The organism is Pseudoxanthomonas mexicana (genome assembly GCF_046736355.1).
GTDB classification, from domain to species: domain Bacteria; phylum Pseudomonadota; class Gammaproteobacteria; order Xanthomonadales; family Xanthomonadaceae; genus Pseudoxanthomonas_A; species Pseudoxanthomonas_A mexicana_B.
In genome coordinates, this window is record NZ_CP157201.1 from 1,911,475 (window position 1) to 1,932,363 (window position 20,889).

At 69.5% G+C, this 20,889-nt stretch carries 15 protein-coding genes; 11 read left to right on the top strand and 4 right to left on the bottom strand.

Annotated features, from left to right (window positions below; all coding sequences use genetic code 11):
• The first annotated feature begins 154 nt into the window (after positions 1-154).
• From AAG688_RS08820 to AAG688_RS08865, 10 genes are all read left to right on the top strand, one after another.
• Positions 155-454, top strand: a complete 300-nt coding sequence (locus AAG688_RS08820) for a YciI family protein (RefSeq protein ID WP_411831888.1) — start codon at positions 155-157, stop codon at positions 452-454.
• Positions 451-720, top strand: a complete 270-nt coding sequence (locus tag AAG688_RS08825; RefSeq protein ID WP_411831889.1) for a BolA family protein — start codon at positions 451-453, stop codon at positions 718-720. Before AAG688_RS08820 ends, AAG688_RS08825 begins: the two co-directional genes overlap by 4 nt.
• Positions 721-890: 170 nt before the next feature.
• Entirely contained in the window at positions 891-1,919 is a 1,029-nt protein-coding gene (locus AAG688_RS08830; protein WP_411831890.1) for a LacI family DNA-binding transcriptional regulator, read from the top strand.
• A gap of 85 nt (positions 1,920-2,004) precedes the next feature.
• The gene (locus tag AAG688_RS08835; protein ID WP_411831891.1) at positions 2,005-4,974 is read left to right on the top strand and encodes a TonB-dependent receptor domain-containing protein; all 2,970 of its coding nucleotides are present in this window, start codon (positions 2,005-2,007) and stop codon (positions 4,972-4,974) included.
• Between the two features lie 69 nt (positions 4,975-5,043).
• Positions 5,044-6,669, top strand: a complete 1,626-nt coding sequence (locus AAG688_RS08840; RefSeq protein ID WP_411831892.1) for a glucoamylase family protein — start codon at positions 5,044-5,046, stop codon at positions 6,667-6,669.
• 46 nt (positions 6,670-6,715) lie between these two features.
• Positions 6,716-7,996, top strand: a complete 1,281-nt coding sequence (locus AAG688_RS08845; protein WP_411834964.1) for a sugar ABC transporter substrate-binding protein — start codon at positions 6,716-6,718, stop codon at positions 7,994-7,996.
• Positions 7,993-8,871 (top strand): carbohydrate ABC transporter permease, encoded by an 879-nt coding sequence (locus AAG688_RS08850; RefSeq protein ID WP_411831893.1) that lies wholly within the window; start codon positions 7,993-7,995, stop codon positions 8,869-8,871. Before AAG688_RS08845 ends, AAG688_RS08850 begins: the two co-directional genes overlap by 4 nt.
• Position 8,872: 1 nt before the next feature.
• On the top strand, positions 8,873-9,694 hold the full coding sequence (locus tag AAG688_RS08855) for a carbohydrate ABC transporter permease (RefSeq protein WP_411831894.1): 822 nt from the start codon (positions 8,873-8,875) through the stop codon (positions 9,692-9,694).
• A gap of 154 nt (positions 9,695-9,848) precedes the next feature.
• Positions 9,849-13,016, top strand: a complete 3,168-nt coding sequence (locus tag AAG688_RS08860; protein ID WP_411834965.1) for a discoidin domain-containing protein — start codon at positions 9,849-9,851, stop codon at positions 13,014-13,016.
• A gap of 156 nt (positions 13,017-13,172) precedes the next feature.
• Complete coding sequence (locus AAG688_RS08865; protein WP_411831895.1) at positions 13,173-13,865, top strand: hypothetical protein; 693 nt, start codon at positions 13,173-13,175, stop codon at positions 13,863-13,865.
• Between the two features lie 72 nt (positions 13,866-13,937).
• Here AAG688_RS08865 and AAG688_RS08870 read toward each other — a convergent pair whose 3' ends face one another.
• The 3 genes from AAG688_RS08870 to glk form a co-directional block, all read right to left on the bottom strand.
• Positions 13,938-14,594 (bottom strand): bifunctional 4-hydroxy-2-oxoglutarate aldolase/2-dehydro-3-deoxy-phosphogluconate aldolase, encoded by a 657-nt coding sequence (locus tag AAG688_RS08870; protein WP_411831896.1) that lies wholly within the window; start codon positions 14,592-14,594, stop codon positions 13,938-13,940.
• Between the two features lie 135 nt (positions 14,595-14,729).
• Positions 14,730-16,640, bottom strand: a complete 1,911-nt coding sequence (gene edd / locus AAG688_RS08875) for a phosphogluconate dehydratase (protein WP_411831897.1) — start codon at positions 16,638-16,640, stop codon at positions 14,730-14,732.
• Positions 16,641-16,899: 259 nt separating this feature from the next.
• Positions 16,900-17,910: a glucokinase gene (gene glk, locus AAG688_RS08880; protein ID WP_411831898.1), complete on the bottom strand. Its 1,011-nt coding sequence runs from the start codon at positions 17,908-17,910 to the stop codon at positions 16,900-16,902.
• Positions 17,911-18,330: 420 nt separating this feature from the next.
• Here glk and AAG688_RS08885 point away from each other — a divergent pair, with 420 nt between their 5' ends.
• Positions 18,331-19,416: an ABC transporter ATP-binding protein gene (locus AAG688_RS08885; protein ID WP_411831899.1), complete on the top strand. Its 1,086-nt coding sequence runs from the start codon at positions 18,331-18,333 to the stop codon at positions 19,414-19,416.
• Positions 19,417-19,551: 135 nt separating this feature from the next.
• Here AAG688_RS08885 and AAG688_RS08890 read toward each other — a convergent pair whose 3' ends face one another.
• Positions 19,552-20,754: an aromatic amino acid transaminase gene (locus tag AAG688_RS08890; RefSeq protein ID WP_411831900.1), complete on the bottom strand. Its 1,203-nt coding sequence runs from the start codon at positions 20,752-20,754 to the stop codon at positions 19,552-19,554.
• Positions 20,755-20,889 lie beyond the last annotated feature (135 nt).

The window sequence follows — 20,889 nt, forward strand, 5'->3', positions numbered from 1 at the left end:
GTCGGGAAGGAGGGCGGGGAGCCGCTTCGGGGACGGGCCGCTGCTTTCCGGCCGTGCGAGTGCCGACAGGGTACGGGCTGGCGCCGGTGCTGTCCAGCGTCGGCAAGGCGCGTGCGTTCCGTACAATCGCCTGCCCTGGAGCCGGGAGAACGCCATGTGGTACGCCATCGAAGGATACGACGCCGGGGACGCCCTGCCGGCGCGGCTGGCGGCGCGCCCCGCCCACCTGGCGCGGCTGACCGCGCTGCGCGACGAAGGTCGCCTGCTGCTGGCCGGCCCGTGCCCGGCCATCGACGCCGAGGATCCGGGCGCGGCCGGCTTCAGCGGCAGCATCGTCATCGCCGAGTTCGACTCGCTGGCGGCCGCGCAGGCCTGGGCCGACGCCGACCCCTACGTCGAGGCCGGCGTCTACCAGCGCGTGCAGGTGCGCCCGTTCCGTAAGGTGCTGCCGTGAACCGCGTCGAGCGCATCCGCACGGCGTTGCAGGCGGCGCTGGCGCCGGCCGCGCTGGACGTGATCGACGAGAGCCACCTGCACGCCGGCCATGCCGGCGCGCGCGACGGCCGCGGCCACTACCGCGTGCGCATCGTCAGCGCGGCCTTCGCCGGCAAGCCGCCGCTGGCCCGGCACCGCGCCGTCTACGCCGCACTGGGCGAGATGATGGTCACCGACGTCCACGCCCTGGCCATCGAGGCGGCAACGCCGGACGAGGCGCGGTAGGGCGGCAAGCCCCGGCGTGGACGATGTTGCGATGCGGCATGCACGGGCCGCGGCAAGGCGTTGATCGCACAGGCGCAAAGACCGTCGTCGGAAGGGCTTTGCATCCCTGCATGGAAACGTTTACAGTCCGCGCCAACCGGAAGGCAGTCATGGCCGCGGAGGGGCGGTAGATGGCGCGAAGTGCGATCACCATCAAGGATGTCGCCCGCGAGGCGCGCGTGTCCGTCGCCACGGTCTCGCGCGCGCTCAATGGCCATGAAAACGTCGCCGAGGGCGTGCGCCAGCACGTGCTGGCCACCGCCGACCGCCTGCGCTACCAGCCGCACGCCGCCGCCCGCAGCCTCAGCAGCCGCCGCACCCAGACCATCGGCGTGGTCCTGCCGGACCTGCATGGCGAATTCTTCTCCGAACTGATCCGCGGCATCGACCAGGTCGCGCGCGCGCGCCGCCAGCACCTGCTGGTGTCCAGCTACCACGGTCATCCCGGCGAGCAGGGCGAGGCGCTGCGCGCGATGCGCGGCCGCGTCGACGGCCTGCTGGTGCTCTCGCCGTACCTGGACACGCCCGACGCGCTGGTCGACAACCTGCCGGCCTCGCTGCCGGCGGTGCTGATCAACGCGCAGTCGCCTGAGATCGGCTTCCCGGTGCTGAGCATCGACAACCACGGCGGCGCGGTGGCGATGGTCGAGCACCTGATCGCCGCCGGCCACCGCCGCATCGCCTTCATCGGCGGGCCGGAGGACAACTTCGACGCGCGCGAGCGCCTGCGCGGCTACCGCGACGCCCTGCGCGCCGGCGCGCCCGGCGTCGAGCCTTGGGAACTTCCGGGCGATTTCGACGAGGCCTCCGGCTACGAGGCCGGGCGGCGCATCCTGCAATCGGCGCAGCGCCCGGACGCGGTGTTCGCCGCCAACGACATGATGGCGCTGGGCTGCCTGTACGCCTTCAGCGAGGCCGGCGTGCGCGTGCCCGCCGACATCGCGCTGGCCGGTTTCGACGACATCCCGCTGGCGCGCTTCGTTCATCCGACCTTGACCACGATGAAGGTCAACATTGCCGGGCTGGGCGGCGGCGCCATGCAGATGCTGCTGGAAGCCATCGAGGGCAGGGAGCCGGCCGAACCGGTTTCGCGGGTGCTGGTGCCCGAGTTGATCGTGCGCGCCTCCAGCGCGGCGTCGCGGGACGACAACGGCCACTGAGGCCGGAATTTTTTTGCCCTGGGCTGTAACCGTTTACAGAAACAGAAAAAAACTCCATTCGATCAATCCCCCGGGAGGGAGCGTCATGAGGCACCAACGCAACAATCCGCGATACAACCGCCGCCTGCTGGCTTGCGCGCTGGCCAGCTGCCTGTCGCTGGCCGCACCGGCCGTGCTGGCGCAGTCGACTTCGGCCACGCTGCGCGGCAGCGCCGCCAGCGATGCCACGATCACCGTCACCAACGTGGATACCGGCCTGACCCGTACGGTCCAGGCCAGCAACGGCAGCTACAACATCGGCGGCTTGCCGCCGGGTACCTACCGCATCGTGCTGACCTCTGGCGGCCAGTCGCGCACGGAGGCGGTGACCTTGCAGGTGGGCCAGACCGCGACGTTCAACCTCACCGGCGCCCCCGCGACGACGGCTGCGCCCGGCGACGCCACCACGCTCGACACCGTCAGCGTGACCGCGCCGATGCTGGTGGAGACCAAGACCTCGGAAGTGGCGACCTACGTGTCGCAGAAGCAGATCGAACTGCTGCCGCAGAACTCGCGCAACTTCCTGGCGTTCGCCGATACCGTGCCGGGCATGCGCTTCATCACCAGCGGCAACGGCAACGAGTCGCAGCTGCGCAGCGGCGCGCAGGGCGCCAGCCAGATCAACGTGTTCATCGATGGTGTCGGCCAGAAGAACTACGTCACGCCCGGCGGCATCACCGGCCAGGACGACAGCCGCGGCAACCCCTTCCCGCAGCTCGCCATCGGCGAGTACAAGGTCATCACTTCGAACTACAAGGCCGAGTACGATCAGATCAGCAGCGCGGCGGTCACCGCCGTGACCCGCTCGGGCACCAATGACTTTTCCGGCAGCTTCATCTGGGATCGCTACAGCGACGATTGGCGCGAGGCCAGCCCGGGCGAGGCGGCGGCGGGGAGGAAAAGTCCCGAGCGCACCGAGCAGTACGGCGTCGCCTTCGGCGGCCCGATCATCCGCGACCGCCTGCACTTCTTCGTGACCTACGAAGCCAAGGACTTCGTCGTTCCCGAGATGGTCACGCGGCCGAACAGCGCCGGACACGTGGCGATTCCCGCCAACATCCTCGCCCAGTACGGGCCGACCAGCCGGCCGTTCGATCAGGACGTCTACTTCGGCAAGCTGAGCTGGCAGGCCAGTGACGCGCACCTGGTCGAGTTCTCCGCGCGCATACGCGAGGAAGTCGGCATCCTCGATGTCGGCGGCGTGAACGCGGTCCAGGCGGCCACCGCGTTGAACAACGACGAGAAGCGCTATGACCTGCGCTCGCTGTACTCGGCGACGGACTGGATGAACGACGCGCACCTCACGTTCGAGGAATCGGCCTACAACCCCTCGCCGCTGGTGAACGCCCCGATCGTCCGCTATACGGCCCGCAACCTGGCCAACAATGGCGACATCACGCTGCTCAATACCGGCGGTGGCGCCAGCTTCCAGGACAAGGGCCAGGAGGGCTGGGGCCTGCAGAACGACTTCACCTGGTACGGGTGGGAGAATCACACGCTGAAGGCGGGTTTCAAGTACAAGGACATCGAGCTCACCGCGTTCCAGCAGTTCCCGCCGAACCCGCGCTACATCTACGACGTGCAGGTCAACCCCGGCCAGCCTTACCGGATCGAATACACGACCTCGCGCGTCGGGCGCACGCCGTTCATCAAGTCCGACAACAAGCAGTTCGGCATCTACGTCCAGGACGACTGGCAGGTCAACGAAAAGCTGACCCTGAACCTGGGCGTCCGCTGGGACTACGAGGACATGGGTGCCTACACGGACTACGTGCTCGATCCTGCGATCGTCGGTGCCCTGCGTGGCTGGACCAACATCCAGAATACCGACTACGACGTCGAGGACTACATCAGCAACGGCAGCAACCGCAAGAGCGACAAGAACAACTTCGCCCCGCGCCTTGGCTTCTCCTACGACCTCTACGGAGACCAGCGCCACGTGTTCTTCGGCGGCGTCGGGCGGTCCTATGACCGCAACCTGTTCGACTACACCGCGCGCGAGTTCTATGCCGGCGCCTTCACCACGTACACGATCAACTTCCCGGATGTGAACCATCCGTGCAACCCGAGCCCGACCTGCATTCCGTTCGATCCGGCATTGATGACGCCGGAGGGATTGGCGGCGTTCGCGGCAGCCAATCCGACGGCGGGCGGCGAGGTCAACCTCATCAGGAACGACCTGGAAACGCCATATTCCGATCAGATCAGCATCGGCATGCGCAACATCTTCACCGCCTGGGGCAATGACTGGAACACTTCGATCTCCCTGGCCCACATCCGTTCCAAGGAAGGCATCTATTTCCGCCTCGGCAACCGTTATCCGAACGGCGGCTTCCGTGACCCGGCGTTCCCGAACGCGACCTGGGGCCGCCAGCCCTGGGGCCAGGCCATCCCGGGGTACGGCAGCCTGATCCTCGGCCAGAACGGCATCGAGACCAAGCTCAACTCCCTGCTGCTGTCGATCGACAAGCCGTACACCGAACAATCGCCCTGGGGCTTGACGGTGGCCTATACCTACAGCGATGCGACGGAGAACCGGCTCAGTTCGTCCAATGGCGAGACCTATGTCTTCGACTATCCGGATGTCGGCGACACTTTCTACCTGTCCAACGGGGTACCGAAGCATCGCCTGGTGGCGGCGGGCATCTATGGTCTGCCTTGGGACATCACCTTGTCGGCCAAGCTGATCCTGGAGTCGCCGACGCCGCGCAGCGCGACCAACTGCTACGACGCGATCAGCAATGACAACTGCTTCTTCGATCCCTACGAGCGTTCGGAAACGATCGGCTTCAAGCAGTTCGACGTCGCGATCCAGAAGGTCTGGGACACCGGCAGCGACCTGAAGCTCAAGGTGCGTGCCGATCTGATCAATGCCTTCAACTGGAGCAACTGGACGGACTTCGACGACTGGCGCGGCGCCCCGGGCGTGGCCAACCCGAACTTCGGGCAGCGTTCGGGCAACGGCATACTCTGGCCGACACGCACCTTCAAGCTGTCCTTCGGACTCGACTGGTAAGACCCGCGGCCAGCCACCCGCCGGGTGGCTGGCCTTGCCGAACACTGAAAACGATTGCAGAGAAGAAGCGTGTCCAAAGGTTCCTCCTTCAAGAACAAATTTCCGGCGCTGGTGCTGGGTGCCGTGGTGGTCCTGCTCGCAGCCTGCGGCAAGCAGGAACAACCCCGCCCGCAACCGCAGCCGGCGCCGCCGATGCCGCAGCAGCAGGCCGGGGACGGCAAGCCGCCGGCCCGGCCCGAGCTGCCGCCGCTGTTCCGCGACATCGAGCGCAGGACGTTCCAGTTCTTCTGGGACACCACCAACGAGGTCAACGGGCTGACGCCGGATCGCTTCCCGTCGCGGCCGTTCGCCAGCATCGCCTCGGTGGGCTACGCGCTGACGGCGTATCCGATCGGCATCGAGAACGGCTGGGTCAGCCGCACCCAGGCGGTGGACCGCACGCTGACCACGCTGCGCTTCTTCCGCCAGCTGCCGATGGGGCCGCAGCGCGAGGGCAAGGGCGGCTACCACGGCTTCTACTACCACTTCCTCGACATGCAGGACGGCCACCGCTACGACAGCTGGGTGGAGCTGTCGAGCGTGGACACGGCCATCCTGATGATGGGCGTGCTGTTCGCGCAGTCGTACTACGACCGCGACGACGCGCGCGAGAAGGAGATCCGCGACCTGGCCGAGCAGTTGTACCGGCGGGTGGAATGGCCGTGGCTGCAGATCAACAAGCCGTTGATCTCGATGGGCTGGTTCCCCGAGAGCGGGTTCATCCCGCACGACTGGACCGGCTACAACGAGGCGATGATGGTCTACATCCTGGCGATGGCCTCGCCGACCCATCCGGTCAGCCCGGACGCGTGGCAGGTGTGGACGCGCAGCTACAACGAGTTCTGGGGCGTTTTCCAGGGGCAGGAGTTCCTGACCTTCGGCCCGCACTTCGGCCACCAGTACACCCACGTGTGGGTCGATTTCCGCGGCATCCAGGACGACTACATGCGCGAGCGCGGCATCGACTACTTCGAGAACAGCCGCCGCGCCACCTACGCCCAGCGCAACTACGCCATCGAGAACCCGATGAAGTGGAAGGACTACGGCGAGAACGTCTGGGGCCTGACCGCCAGCGACGGCCCGCAGCAGACCCTGCAGGACTACAACGGCGAGCAGCGCAACTTCCGCCACTACTCGGCGCGCGGCACCGGCTTCCGCGAGAACTTCGACGACGGCACCATCGCCCCGACCGCGGCCGTCGCCTCGCTGCCGTTCGCGCCGGAGATCGTGATCCCGGCGACCGAGGAGATGCACCGGCGCTTCGGCGACTACCTGTATTCCAGCTACGGCTTCCTCGACTCGTTCAACCGCAGCTTCGACTACGACATCCCGCTCAAGACCGGGCGGCTGGTGCCGGGCAACGGCTGGGTGGCCGGCGACTACATCGGCATCGATCAAGGGCCGATACTTGCGATGATCACCAACTACCGCAACGAGTTCGTCTGGAACGTGATGAAGGAGAACCCGCACATCCGCCGCGGCCTGGAGCGCGCCGGCTTCAAGGGCGGCTGGCTGAGCACGGCCGGAGGCGAGGCCGCCGAACCCGCCTCGGAAGGCGATCCGGAGGCCGCCGCGGCGCGCGCGCTGGGCACGGCCGAGTCGCGCGGCAACGTCGCCCCGCCTTCGCCGCCGCCGCGCCCGCAGCCGCTGAACTGACGGGGTGCCGGTGTCCCGCGACATCGCCCGCGCGGCTTTCCGGCGCATCGCCGGCCGCTGGCGCTGGCTGCTGCCGGCGCTGGTGCTGGCGGCATCGCTGGCCGCCTGCGCCGGACGCGACGACCGGCGCACCGTCACCTTCTGGGTGATGGGCTACGAGGGCGAGATCGTCGCGCGGATGATCCCGGAGTTCGAGCGCGAGCATCCGCACATCCGCGTCGACCTGCAGAAGCTGCCGTGGCTGTCGGCGCACGAGAAGCTGCTGACCGCCTTCGCCGGCGACGCGCTGCCCGACGTCAGCCCGATCGGCAACACCTGGATACCCGAGTTCGCCGCGATCGACGCGCTGGAGCCGCTGGACGAGGAGATCGCCGCCACAGCGGGCTTCGACGCCGCCGACTACTTCCCGGGCGTGTGGGACAGCGGCGTGGTCGAGGGGCGCGTCTACGCGGTGCCGTGGTACGTGGAGACGCGGCTGCCGTTCTATCGCGCCGATCTGCTGCGCAAGGCCGGCATCGACGCGCCGCCAGCGAGTTGGGACGAGTGGCGCACGGCGATGGCGGCGGTCAAGCAGGCGGCAGGCACCGGCAACTACGCGATCCTGCTGCCGCTCAACGAGTTCGAGCCGCTGCTGAGCCTGGCGGTGCAGCAGCCCGAGCCGCTGCTGCGCGACGGCGGGCGCTACGGCAACTTCCGCAGCGACGGTTTCCGGCAGTCGCTTTCCTTCTACAAGGAGATGTTCGATCGCGGCTGGGCGCCGGCGGTGACCAACAACCAGATCTCCAACGTCTGGGACGAATTCGGCAAGGGCTTCTATTCCTTCTACATCTCCGGTCCGTGGAACATCGCGCAGTTCAAGCAGCGCCTGCCGGCGTCGCAGCAGGGCGACTGGATGACGATGCCGCTGCCGGGCCCGGAAGGGCCGGGCGCGTCGCTGGCCAACGGCACCAGTTTCGTGATCTTCCGCGGCTCGGCGCGCAAGCCGGAAGCCTGGGAACTGGTGCGCTGGTTCTCGCGCCCGGAGGTGCAGGCGCGCTTCCATGCCATGACCGGCGATCTGCCGCCGCGCCGTTCGCCCTGGCGTACGCCCGCGCTGGCCAACGACACGCATGCGCGCGCCTTCCGCGAACAGCTCGAGCGCGCCGTGCCCACGCCCAAGGTGCCGGAGTGGGAGCGCATCGCCACCGAGATGCGGCTGATCGGCGAACGGGTCGCCAACGGCCGCATGGAAGTGGATGCGGCCGCCGAGGAACTGGACCGCCGCGCCGACCGCATCCTGGAGAAGCGCCGCTGGATGCTGGACCGCGCACAGGCGGGCCGTCCATGAAGGCGCAGGCCGCCGGCTGGATGTTCGCCGCGCCCGCGCTGGCGGTCATCGTGGTGTTCTTCGGGCTGCCGGTGCTGGCGGCGCTGGCGCTGAGCCTGACCGACTTCGACATCTACGCGCTGGCCGACATCGGCAACCTGCGCTTCGTCGGCCTGGGCAACTACCTCGCGCTGTTGCAGACGCCGCTGTTCTGGAAGTCGCTGGGCAACACGGCGTACTTCGTCGCGGTCGGCGTGCCGCTGTCGGTGGCGCTGTCGCTGGGCGCGGCGCTGCTGCTGCATTCGAGGCTGGGCCGCTTCAAGGGCTTCTACCGCACCGCGTTCTTTGCGCCGGTGGTGACCACGGTGGTGGCGGTGGCGGTGATCTGGCGCTACCTGTTCCACACCCGCTACGGGCTGGTGAACTGGGGACTGTCCCATGTGGGCGTCGACCCGATCGACTGGCTGGGCGACCCGCGCTGGGCGATGCCGACCATCATCCTGTTCGCGGTGTGGAAGAACTTCGGCTACAACATGATCATCTTCCTGGCCGGCCTGCAGAGCATCCCCGAGGATCTCTACGAGGCCGCGCGCATCGACGGCGCCTCGCGCTGGGCGCAGTTCCGCCACGTCACCCTGCCGATGCTGGGACCGGTGATGCTGCTGGTCGGCATCCTGACCATGGCCGGCTATTTCCAGCTGTTCGCCGAGCCCTACGTGATGACCCAGGGCGGGCCGCTGGAGAGCACCAAGAGCGTGCTGTACCTGATGTACGAGGAAGGCTTCAAGTGGTGGAACCTGGGCAACGCGTCGGCGGTGGCGTTCCTGCTGTTCGTGCTGATGACGGCGGTGACCAGCGGCCTGCTGTGGTTCGCGCGCCGGCGCGGGGCGGAGTGAGATGAGCCCGCGCGCGGCCAGGTTCGCCGTCAATGCGCTGCTGGCGCTGCTGGCCGTGGTCAGCCTCGGCCCGCTGCTGTGGATGCTGTCGGTGTCGTTCATGCAGGCCGGCGAGGCCGGGCATTTCCCGCCGCCGCTGCTGCCATCCGCGCCGACCCTGCACAACTACCGCGAGTTGTTCGTGCGCGCCGGCATGGGCCGCTACCTGCTCAACAGCGCGCTGATCGCCGGCTGCGTGACGGTGCTGTCGCTGCTGTTCAACACGATGGCCGGCTACGCCTTCGCCAAGCTGCGGTTCAAGGGGCGCGAGCGCACGTTCCGCGCGCTGCTGGCCGCGCTGGTGATTCCCGGGCAGGTGGCGATGATGCCGCTGTTCCTGCTGCTCAAGCAGATGGGGCTGGTCAACACCTACGCCGGCGCGATCGTACCGGGCATGGCGACCATCTTCGGCATCTTCCTGGTCCGCCAGTACGCGCGCTCGATACCGGACGAGCTGCTGGAGGCCGCGCGCATCGACGGCGCCGGCGAGTGGCGGATCTTCTTCCGGATCGTGCTGCCCGGGCTCAAGCCGATCCTGGTGACGCTGGCGATCTTCAGCTTCCTGGCCGCCTGGAACGACTTCATGTGGCCGCTGATCATCCTCAGCGACGACAGCATGCAGACGCTGCCGGTGGCGCTGGCCTCGCTGTCGCGCGAGCACGTGATGGACTACGAGCTGATGATGGCCGGCGCGGTGGTGACCATCCTGCCGGTGCTGCTGCTGTTCCTGGTGTTGCAGCGCTACTACATCCAGGGGCTGTTGCTGGGCAGCGTGAAGGGATGAGGAGCAGCGGAGCAAGCTCCGCTCTACGGCCCTCCCCTTCAAGGGGAGGGTTGGGTGGGGATGGTGTGGGCGGAGGGCGGCTCGAACGCCCAACCACGCCGGCGACGTGATCCGATGCATGAGGTCCAGTGACATGAGCAAGCGATTCTTCCCGATGAAGCCCCTGCTGGCCGCCGCCGCGCTGGCGGCAATCGGAACGGGCCAAGCCCGGGAGCATGCCGGCGGCGCACGCCTGCTCGACGGCTTCGACGACGCTGCGTCGTGGCGGGTGGTCACCTCCGACCAGGTCAGCGGCAAGCTGCGGCAGATCGATGGTGCGCGGGGCAACGCGCTGTGCCTGGACTACGACTTCAACGGCGTGTCCGGCTATGCCGGCATCCAGCGCGATCTGCCGCTGGAGTATCCGGACAACTACGCGTTCGCCTTCCATCTGCGCGGCGATTCGCCGGCCAACGACCTGCAATTCAAGCTGGTCGACGCCAGCGGCGACAACGTCTGGTGGGTCAACCGGCCGAAATACGACTACCCGCGCGACTGGACGCCGGTGCGCTACAAGCGGCGCCACATCGACAAGGCCTGGGGACCGGATCCGGATCGCGTCCTGCGCCGCAGCGCCAAGGTCGAGTTCACGATCTACAACCAGGCCGGCGGCAAGGGAACGGTGTGCTTCGACGAGTTGGCCCTCCAGCCGCTGCCACCGGAGGATCGTTCGCCGTTGACGGCCACCGCCAGCGCGTCCTCCGCGCTGGCCGGCACGCGCGCGGCCGCGGTGGTTGACGGGGACGCGGCCACCGCCTGGCACGCGGACTTCGCTTCGCAGGGCGCGTGGATCACGCTGGACCTGGGCAAGCCGCGCGAGTTCGGCGGCCTCAAGCTGCGCTGGAAGCCGGGCGAGCATGCCTCCGACTACCTGTTGCAGCTTTCCGACGACGGCGGCCGCTGGCGCGACGCGCGCGCGGTGGCGGGCGGCAACGGCGGCATCGACTACCTGGCGCTGCCGGAGTCGGAGGCGCGCTACCTGCGGTTTACGATGACCGACGGGCCGGGCGCGTCGTTCGGGCTGGCCGGGGCCGAGGTGCAGCCGCTGGGTTTTTCCGCCCATCCCAACGACTTCGTCAAGGCGGTGGCTGCCGATGCGCGGCGCGGTTTGTTCCCGCGCGGCTTCAGCGGCGAACAACCGTACTGGACCCTCCTCGGGCTGGACGGCGGCGCCGAGCAGGGCCTGATCGGCGAGGACGGCGCGGTCGAGGTCGGCAAGGGCGGCTTCAGCATCGAGCCGTTCGTGCTGCTGGACGGCGCGCTGGCGACCTGGGCCGACGTGCAGGTGAGCCAGTCGCTGCAGGACGGCTACCTGCCGATACCGTCGGTGCACTGGCGGCATGCGGATTTCGCGCTCGACGTCACCGCGTTCGCCCACGGCGCGCCGGGCGACTCGCGGCTGCTGTCGCGCTATGTGCTGCGCAACACCGGCGCGGCGCCGCGCGAGTACGCGCTGGTGCTGGCGGCGCGGCCGTTCCAGGTCAATCCGCCGGCGCAGTTCCTCAACACCATCGGCGGCGTCAGCCGGCTGGAGTCGCTGTCGCTCGACGGAGGCGTGCTGGCGGTGGACGGACGCCCGCGCGTGATCGCCTCGCGCGCGCCGGACGCCTCGCATGCCAGCAGCTTCGACGCCGGCCTGTTGCCGCAGGCGCTGGAGGACATCGATGCCGTCCGGGCCGCGGACAGGACCGCGGTGCAGGATCCGGTCGGGCTGGCATCGGCGGCGATGGTCTACCGGATGACGCTGCAACCGGGGCAGTCGGAGGAAATCGTCCTGCTGATCCCGATGGAAGGGATGACGCCCGGCCACGCCGTCGCGCCCGCGCAAGCGCAGGCGATGCAGGACGAGGTCGCCGCGCAGTGGCGGCGCAAGCTGGACGTGGTGCGCTTCGAGGTGCCGCCGGCCGGGCAGCCGCTGGTAGACACGCTGCGCACCTCGCTGGCGCACATGCTGATCTCGCGCATCGGCCCGCGCCTGCAACCGGGCACGCGCTCGTATTCGCGCAGCTGGATCCGCGACGGCGCGATGATTTCCGAAGGATTGCTGCGGATGGGCCGGCCCGAGGTGGTGAAGGCGTACGTCGAATGGTACGCGCCGTACCAGTTCGACAACGGCAAGGTGCCGTGCTGCGTGGACGATCGCGGCAGCGATCCGGTGCCGGAGAACGACAGCCACGGCGAGCTGATCTTCAACATCGCCGAATACTGGCGCTACACCGGCGACGAGGCCTTCCTGCGCCGCATGTGGCCGCACGTGCGCGGCGCCTACCGCTACATGGAGCAGCTGCGCGCCAGCGAGCGGACGGAGGCCAACCGCGCGCTCGACCCGGCGTTCTACGGGATGATGCCGGCCTCGATCAGCCACGAGGGCTATTCGGCCAAGCCGATGCACTCGTACTGGGACAACTTCTGGGCGCTGCGCGGCTACAAGGACGCGGCGGAGGTGGCGCAGGCGCTGGGCGAGGCGGAAGACGCGCGGCGCATGGCCGCCTCGCGCGACCAGTTCCGCGAGGACCTGGACGCCTCGCTGCGCGCGGCCGCCGCGCGGCACGGCATCGACTACCTGCCGGGCGCGGCCGAACTGGGCGACTTCGACGCCACCTCGACCACCATCGCGCTGGCGCCGGGCGGCGAGCAGGGCAGGCTGCCGAAGGAACTGCTGCACAACACCTTCGAGCTGTACTGGCAGCGCTTCGTCGATCGCCGCGACGGCCGGCTGGAATGGAAGGACTACACGCCCTACGAATGGCGCAACGTCGCCGCGTTCGTGCGGCTGGGCTGGCGCGAACGCGCACAGGAGGTCGTCGACTACTTCTTCGCCGATCGCGCGCCGCCGGCGTGGAACCAGTGGGCCGAGGTGGTCTCGCGCACGCCGCGCACGCCGTTCTTCGTCGGCGACCTGCCGCATGCCTGGGTCGGATCGGACTTCGTGCGTTCGGCGCTGGACATGTTCGCCTACGTGCGCGAGGTCGACGACAGCCTGGTGCTGGCGGCGGGCCTGCCGCCGGCGTGGATGGAGCAGGGCGTGGCGATCGACGGCCTGCGCACGCCGCACGGCACGCTGGGCTATCGGCTGCGGCGCGAGGGGGCGCGCCTGCATCTTCAAATAGGCGACGGCCTGACGCCGCCCGCCGGTGGCCTGAACCTGCCCTGGCCCTACGCGGGCGAGCCGGGTCGCCTGCGCGTGGGCAAGGGCCGGGCCGCATGGAACGGCAGCGAACTGCGCATCGATGCGCTGCCTGCGGATTTGACCATCGAGATTCCGCAGGGGCCGGCGCAATGACGGTGGACCACGAACATGAATCGTTCCGGCCCCGTTTGACGCACGCTCCTTTAGAGCCGAGCTTGCCCGGCTGCGCAAAGTAGAGGGGAGCCGAGCAAGCTCGGCTCTACAGCGATTCGGCTTGCGCCGGAAGGGCGGCTCGGCTAAGACGTCGCCATGCGATTCGTTCCCGTCCGGACCGACACCACGCCGCTGTGGCCGCTGCCGCTGCTGATCGCGGCGCTGTTCCTGGTCGGCGTGCACGCTGCATGGCTGCTGTCGATGCGCGACGGGCTGATCCCGGCGTGCTTGCCCTACGTGGACGGCTGCGTGTCGATCAGCCGCGCCGCGCGCCACGGTTGGGGCAATCACCTGTTCAAGCTGGTCGCGCTGCCGTGCGCGGTGCTGCACCTGCTGGCATGGTGGCTGGCGCGCCGCTGGCTGGCGCCGGAAGCGGGCAGGGCGGTCCGCCTGATGCTGGCGCTGGGCGCGTTGTCGGCGCTGGCGCTGGCGGTCTATGCGACCTTCCTCGGCAGCGAGGGCGAGGTCTACCGGTTCCTGCGCCGCTACGGCGTCGTCGTGTACTTCGGCTGCGGATTCGTGGCGCAGTTGCTGCTGATGCGGCAGGCGGTCGCGACGGCGCGGATGGGCACGAGGCTGCACCAGGCGATGGCGCTGGCCGCCGCCGTGATGCTGGCATTGGGCCTGGTCAACGTCGCCGCCGGCTTGGTCGGCATCGACGCCGGTTTGCAGGATCGCATCGAGAACGCCTCCGAATGGCTGCTCGGCCTGATGCTGGTGGCGTGGTACGTCCTGCTCGCCCTGGCGTGGCGGCGCGACGGCTTCGCGATGGCGCTGTCGCGCGGCTAGGGCATTCCCGATTCAACTGCTTCTTCTCGTCGTCCCCGCCTTCGCGGGGACGACGGATACCAACCCTTTGGCTCAGCCCCGCACCTTGCGCACGATGGCCGCCGCCATCGCCGAACTGGCGGCGACCTTGTCCCACTGGCCGGCCTCGATCCAGCCGGCCGGCACCATCCACGAGCCGCCGATGCAGACGACGTTGGGCTGCGAAAGATAGTCGGCGGCGTTGTCCTCGGTGATGCCGCCGGTGGGGCAGATCCTCAGCTCCGCCAGTGGTCCGGCCAGGCCCTTCAGCATCGCCAGCCCGCCGACCGCGCTGGCCGGGAACAGCTTGCAGACGCGGAAGCCGCGCGCCATCAGCGCCAGCATCTCGGTCGGCGTGGCCGCGCCGGGCACGGCCGGGATGTCCGCTTCCGCCAGTGCGTCGGCCAGTTCCGGCGGCGTGCCGGGCGTGACCAGGAAATCGGCGCCGGCGTCGATGGACTGCGCGATCTGCGCGCGCGTCAGCACCGTGCCGGCGCCGATGACGATGCCGGGCAGCTCGCGCTTGAGCATCGCCAGCGCCTCCATCGCCACCGGCGTGCGCAGGGTCAGCTCGATGGCGGGCAGGCCGCCTTCCAGCAGCGCCGCCGAGACGCGGCGCGCCTGCTCCAGCGTGTGCACGGTGACCACCGGCAGGATGCCGGCGGCGCGGAGGAGGTGTTCGGCTTTCTGCTGGCGTTCGGCGATGGTCATGGCGCGGTTCGGTTCGATGAATGGGTCATGTGGGAGTCGTGCCGGCATGCCGGTACGGGTGAGTCGCGACGGCTGTACATCGGAGCGTCGCGACTCATGTCGCTCCCGCATGGAAGGTTGGAGCCGCATGACACATCAGGCGTCCTTGGCCTCGTGCGGCGCATCCGCTGCCTCGGGGCTGTCGCCCAGGTCGTACTCGGCGTCGTATTCCCACGAGCCGTTGCCGTGGGGCGGGCCGCAGGAGATCGACAGCGCGCCCTGGTCGGCCGGCGTGACCACCTCGCGGTTGATCGCGAACAGGTTGCGGCCCATGTCCAGCCCGGCCGGCGTGGTGTTGGGCGCCAGTTCGCGCGCGTCCCATTCGTCGGCCGGCACCAGCGCTTCCAGCGTGCCGGCTTCGGCGTCCAGGCGGATCATGTCGCCCTCGCGCAGCCGCGCCAGCGGGCCGCCGCGCGCCGCTTCCGGGGTCAGGTGGATGGCGGCGGGAATCTTGCCCGAGGCACCGGACAGGCGCCCGTCGGTGACCAGCGCTACGCGCCGGCCCTGGTTCTGCAGCAGGCCCAGCAGCGGCGCCAGCGAGTGCAACTCGGGCATGCCGTTGGCGCGCGGCCCCTGGTAGCGCACCACCGCGACGAAGTCCTGCGGCAGCACGCCGGCCGCGTGCAGGCGGTTGAGCGCGCGCGGATCGTCGACGACCACCGCCGGCGCCTCGATGCGGCGGTATTCCGGCTTGACCGCCGAGGTCTTGATCAGCGAGCGGCCGAGGTTGCCGCGCAGCAGGCGCAGGCCGCCCTGCGGCTCGAACGCGGTCGCCACCGGCCGCACCACCGCCTCGTCGGCGCTGTGCGCCAGGCCCGGCGCGTAGGCCAGCCTGCCCTCGACCAGGCGCGGTTCATCGCAGTACGCGCGCAGGCCGCCCGGCACGATGGTCGGCAGGTCGTGCATCAGGCCGGCGTCGAGCAGCTCGCGGAACACGAACTGGGTGCCGCCGGCGGCGGCGAAGCGGTTCACGTCGGCCTCGCCGTTGGGATACACCCGCGCCAGCAGCGGCACGGTCTGCGAGATCAGGTCGATGTCGTCCCAGGTCAGCACGATGCCGGCCGCGCGCGCGACCGCGACCCAGTGGATGGTGTGGTTGGTCGAGCCGCCGGTGGCCATCAGCGCGGCCATCGCGTTGACGATGGCGCGCTCGTCGACCAGGTGGCCGATGGGGCGGTAGTCGTCGCCCAGCGCGGTGATGCGCAGCGCGCGCTCGGCGGCGGCGCGGGTGAGCACGTCGCGCAACGGCTGGTCGGGATTGACGAACGAGGTACCCGGCAGTTGCAGGCCCATCGCCTCCAGCAGCACCTGGTTGGAGTTGGCGGTGCCGTAGAAGGTGCAGGTGCCCGGCGCGTGGTAGCTGGCCGACTCGGCTTCCAGCAGTTCCTCGCGGGTGGCCTCGCCGGCGGCGTAGCGCTCGCGCACCTCGGCCTTCTGTTTGTTGGGGATGCCCGGCGTCATCGGTCCGGCCGGCACGAACACCGCCGGCAGGTGGCCGAAGGCCAGCGCGCCGATCAGCAGCCCCGGCACGATCTTGTCGCACACGCCCAGGTACAGCGCCGCGTCGAACATGTCGTGGCTGAGCGAGATCGCGGTGGCCTGGGCGATGTTGTCGCGCGAGAACAGCGACAGCTCCATGCCGGGCCGGCCCTGGGTGACGCCGTCGCACATCGCCGGCACGCCGCCGGCGACCTGCGCGGTGGCGCCGAGTTCGCGCGCCACGGTGCGGATGATCTCCGGGTAGCGCTCGAACGGCTGGTGCGCCGACAGCATGTCGTTGTAGGCGTTGACGATGCCGAGGTTGGGGGTGACGTCGGCGCGCAGGCGGCCCTTGTCGGTCGGCCCGCAGGCGGCGAAGGCGTGGGCGAGGTTGCCGCAGCTCAGCCGCGTGCGCTGCGGGCCGTCGCGGTGGACGGCGTCGATGCCGTCCAGGTAGGCGCGGCGCAGCGGCGCGCTGCGCTGGCGGATGCGTTCGGTGACCTGTTGGATGCGGGGATGCAGGCTCATTGGCGTCGGCTGGGCTGCGGGAAGTCGATTGTGCGCCTGCCGGCCGTGGAGCGCGTCGCCGTTTCCTTCACCGTTCGCCTTGCCGCCGCAGCGCAGCGGCCTGCGGCGCGGCGCGTGGCGATGCGGGGAGCGGGGAAGGCAAACCGGGCAGTGGCGCCCGTCGCGCGCGACGGCAGGAGCATGTCGTACTTTCTACTGGCTTTGCGCCGCCGATTAAAGTGACCAAAGCCAGACCAGCCTTCGCGCGGTGGCGTTGCCGTCAGCTTCGCCGCGCGCCGAACGCCTCGACCGCCATGCCGGCCGCGCCCAGCAGGCCGGGATGCGGATGGATGATCGCCATCGTCGGGATGCCGGCCATCGTGGCCGAGAAGCGGCCCTTGTGTTCGAAGCGCTGGCGGAAGCCGGAATGCTGCAGCGACGGCAACAGCCGCGGCACCAGCCCGCCGGTCAGGAACACGCCGTCCCACGCGCCCAGCGTCAGCACCAGGTCGCCGGCGATCGCGCCGAACACCGCGCAGAAGACGTCGATCGCCTGCATCGCGCGGACGTCGCCTTCCTGCGCGCGCCGGGTCACGTCGGCGGGCTGCGGCTGGCCCGGATCCTCGCCGGCGATCTCACACAGCGCGCGGTGCAGGTTGACCAGCCCGGGGCCGCAGATCAGGCGCTCGATCGAAACCCGCCCGAACTGCGCGGAAAGCCGGCGCAGGATCTCGATTTCCTGCGGCGTGCCCGGCGCGAAATCGACGTGGCCGCCCTCGGTCTCGAGCGGATAGCGCCTGCCGTCGCGCACGATCAGGCCGCCCACGCCCAGACCGGTGCCGGGGCCGAGGATGGCGTAGGTGCGCGGCAGTGGCTGCGTGTCCGGCGTCCACTCGGCGCTGCCGATCGCCACCACGTCGCTGCGGCCCAGCATCGGGATCGCCATCGCCTGCGCGGCGAAGTCGTTGACCAGGCGGATGCCGTCGAAGCCCAGCGCATCACGGGTGCGCGCCAGCGAGATCACCCAGGGATGGTTGGTGATGCGCGCCACGTCGCCGTCGACGCGGCCGGCCACGGCGAACACGCCGTGGCGCACGTCGCCGGCCTGCCCGCTGATTTGCGGCTGCTGCAGGTAATGCTGCGCCGCATCAGCCAGCGAATGGAAATCGGCGACCGGAAATCCCTGCACCGTGTCCAGCAGCAGGGGCGTGGCGGCGCCGGTATCGACCAGGGCGAAGCGGGCATTGGTGCCGCCGATATCGGCCAGCAGGACGCGCGGGGCTTGGCTCATGCGGATTCGTTCGAGGAGATGCGGAAAGGAGGGGAAGGATGATCGGTGCACGCGGATCGCTGCGCGCGGGATCGGCCGACCCGCGATGATAGCCTGCGCGTGGTGCGCGATGCGTCTGCGGACGCCTCCGGACACTGGACTTTTACGCAAGGCGCCGTCGCGATCGCGCGCATTGCCGTTCGCGGCCATGCAATGGATTGGCATTGGTCTGCTTGCGGCGTGCATCGATGCATCGACCGGGGATGCGCATCCTCGTCACTGCGCCGCGCGCGTCGTGCACGCTCGTGGACTTGCGCCATGAAAACGGTTACATGGCAGAATGGCCGGGTTCCGGCCCGATCGCACCGGCGATGGCCGCCGGCGGGCCGACGCGTGCGCCGGGGCCCTTGCGGCCATGCGCCGCCCACCGCAGGAGCTGCAATGGCAAACGTCCAACTCGATGGCATCCGCAAGGTCTACGACAACGGCCAGGTCGCCGTGCACGGGGCCAGCTTCGGGATCGCCGATGGCGAACTGATGGTGCTGGTCGGTCCGTCCGGCTGCGGCAAGTCGACGCTGCTGCGGATGATCGCCGGGCTGGAGGAGATCAGCGCCGGCACGCTGTCGATCGGCGGGCGCGTGGTCAACGACGTGGCGCCGAAGGATCGCGACATCGCGATGGTGTTCCAGAGCTATGCGCTGTACCCGCACATGACCGTGGCCGAGAACCTCGCCTTCGGCCTGAAGCTGCGCAGGCACGACCGCGCCACCATCGAGCGCCGCATCGCCGCCGCCGCCGACACGCTGGGGCTGACGCCGATGCTGGCCAAGCTGCCGAAGCAGCTGTCCGGCGGCCAGCGCCAGCGCGTGGCGCTGGGCCGCGCGCTGGTGCGCGAGCCGTCGGTGTTCCTGCTCGACGAGCCGCTGTCCAACCTCGATGCCAAGCTGCGCCACTCGGTGCGCACCGAGATCGCGCGCCTGCACCGCCAGCTCGGCACCACGATGATCTACGTCACCCACGACCAGGTCGAGGCGATGACGCTGGGCCAGCGCATCGTCGTGCTGAAGGACGGGCAGGTGCAGCAGATCGACACGCCGATGGCGTTGTACGAGCGCCCGGCCAACCTGTTCGTCGCCGGCTTCCTCGGCAGCCCGGCGATGAACGTGCTGGAAGGGCGGCTGTTGCGCGACGACGGCCTGAAGCTGCACCTGGACAGCGGGGCATCACTGCCGCTGGGTGCGGCGCAGGTCCCGGAAGCCTGGCTGCAGCGGCCGATCGCGGTGGGCGTGCGGCCCGAGCACCTGCAACCGGCGGCGGACGGCGCAGCGGCTTTCCAGGCACGCATCGAGGTGATCGAGCCGGTTGGCAACGAGATCTTCGTCAACCTCGATCTGGCCGGCCAGCCGCTGGTCTCGCGCGTGTCGCCGCGCCCGTTGCCGGCGCTGGGCCAGATGCTGCCGATGGCGCTGGACGGCGCGTGCCTGCATTTCTTCGACCCCGGCAGCGGGCAGCGCCTGGGCGATTGAGCCTGCATCCCGCGGGGTCCTGTCCTGTGGGAGCGACGTGAGTCGCGACAGGTGGTTGGCACGTCGCGACTCACGTCGCTCCCACAGGAACAGGGGAGGGAAGGGAGACGAGTTCGCCTCCCTTCTCGTCGCCCCTCAGCCGCGGCTGACCGCGTACACCGCCTCGGCGACCCGATCCAGGTTGCCGGTATTGAGCGCGGCCACGCAGATGCGGCCGGTGCCGATGGCATAGATGGCGTATTCCTCGCGCAGCCGCGCCACCTGTGCCTCGCTCAGGCCCGAGTACGAGAACATGCCGGCCTGCTGCTGGATGAAGGCGAATTCCGGCGCCCCCAGGCTGGCGAGCTTTTCCACCAGCCCGGCGCGCAGGCGATGGATGCGTTCGCGCATGCCGCCCAGTTCGCGATCCCATTGCGCGCGCAGCTCGTCGCTGCCCAGCACGCCGGCCACCAGCGCGCCGCCGTGGGTGGCCGGGCTGGAATAGTTGGAGCGGATGGTGCGCTTGACCTGCGACAGCACGCGCTTGCTCTCGTCGCGGTCGGCCGAGACCACCGACAGCGCGCCGACGCGTTCGCCGTACAGCGAGAACGACTTGGAATACGAATTGGCGACCAGGAAGGCCGGGATGCCGGAAGCGGCGAACAGCCGCACCGCGGTGGCGTCGGCGTCGGTGCCCTGGTCGAAGCCCTGGTAGGCCATGTCGATGAACGGCAGCAGCCGGCGTTCCTCCACCCGTTCGACCACCTGCTGCCACTGCGACGCGCTCAGGTCCACGCCAGTCGGGTTGTGGCAGCAGGCGTGCAGCAACACCACCGTGTCCGGCTCCAGCCTGCCCAGATCGGCCAGCATGCCGTCGAAGTCCAGGCCGTGGGTGGCGGCGTCGTAGTAGCGGTAGTCGGCGACCTCGAAGCCGGCGGCGCCGAACACCACGCGGTGGTTTTCCCAGCTCGGGCTGCTGATGGCGACGCGCGCCTGCGGCAGCACGCGCTTGAGCAGGTCCGCGCCCACCCGCAGCGCGCCGCTGCCGCCGATGGTCTGCGCAGTGGCGACGCGGCCGGCGGCCAGCACCTCGGCATCGGCGCCGAACACCAGTTTCTGCGTCGCCGCGACGTAGGCCTGCAGGCCATCGATGGGCAGGTAGCCGCGCGGGCGGCCAGCCGCGGCCAGCGCCTGCTCGACGCTGCGCACCGAGTCGAGCAGCGGGATGCGGCCCTGCTCGTCGTAGTAGATGCCCACGCCCAGGTTGATCTTGTCGGGACGGGAGTCGGCGTTGTAGGCGTCGGTCATGCCCAGGATCGGATCGCCCGGGGCCAGTTCCACGGATGCAAATTGAGACACGGCGGTGAGTCGCTCGATGGGAGGAAGGGGAGGATTTGCGCGGAGCAAACCGCTGCATCCTAACAGGCATGCGCGGTGCGTGAAGGCCATCCGCCGGCGCATGGCGATTCCGGTTGCGAGGGCCGCCAACCGGCC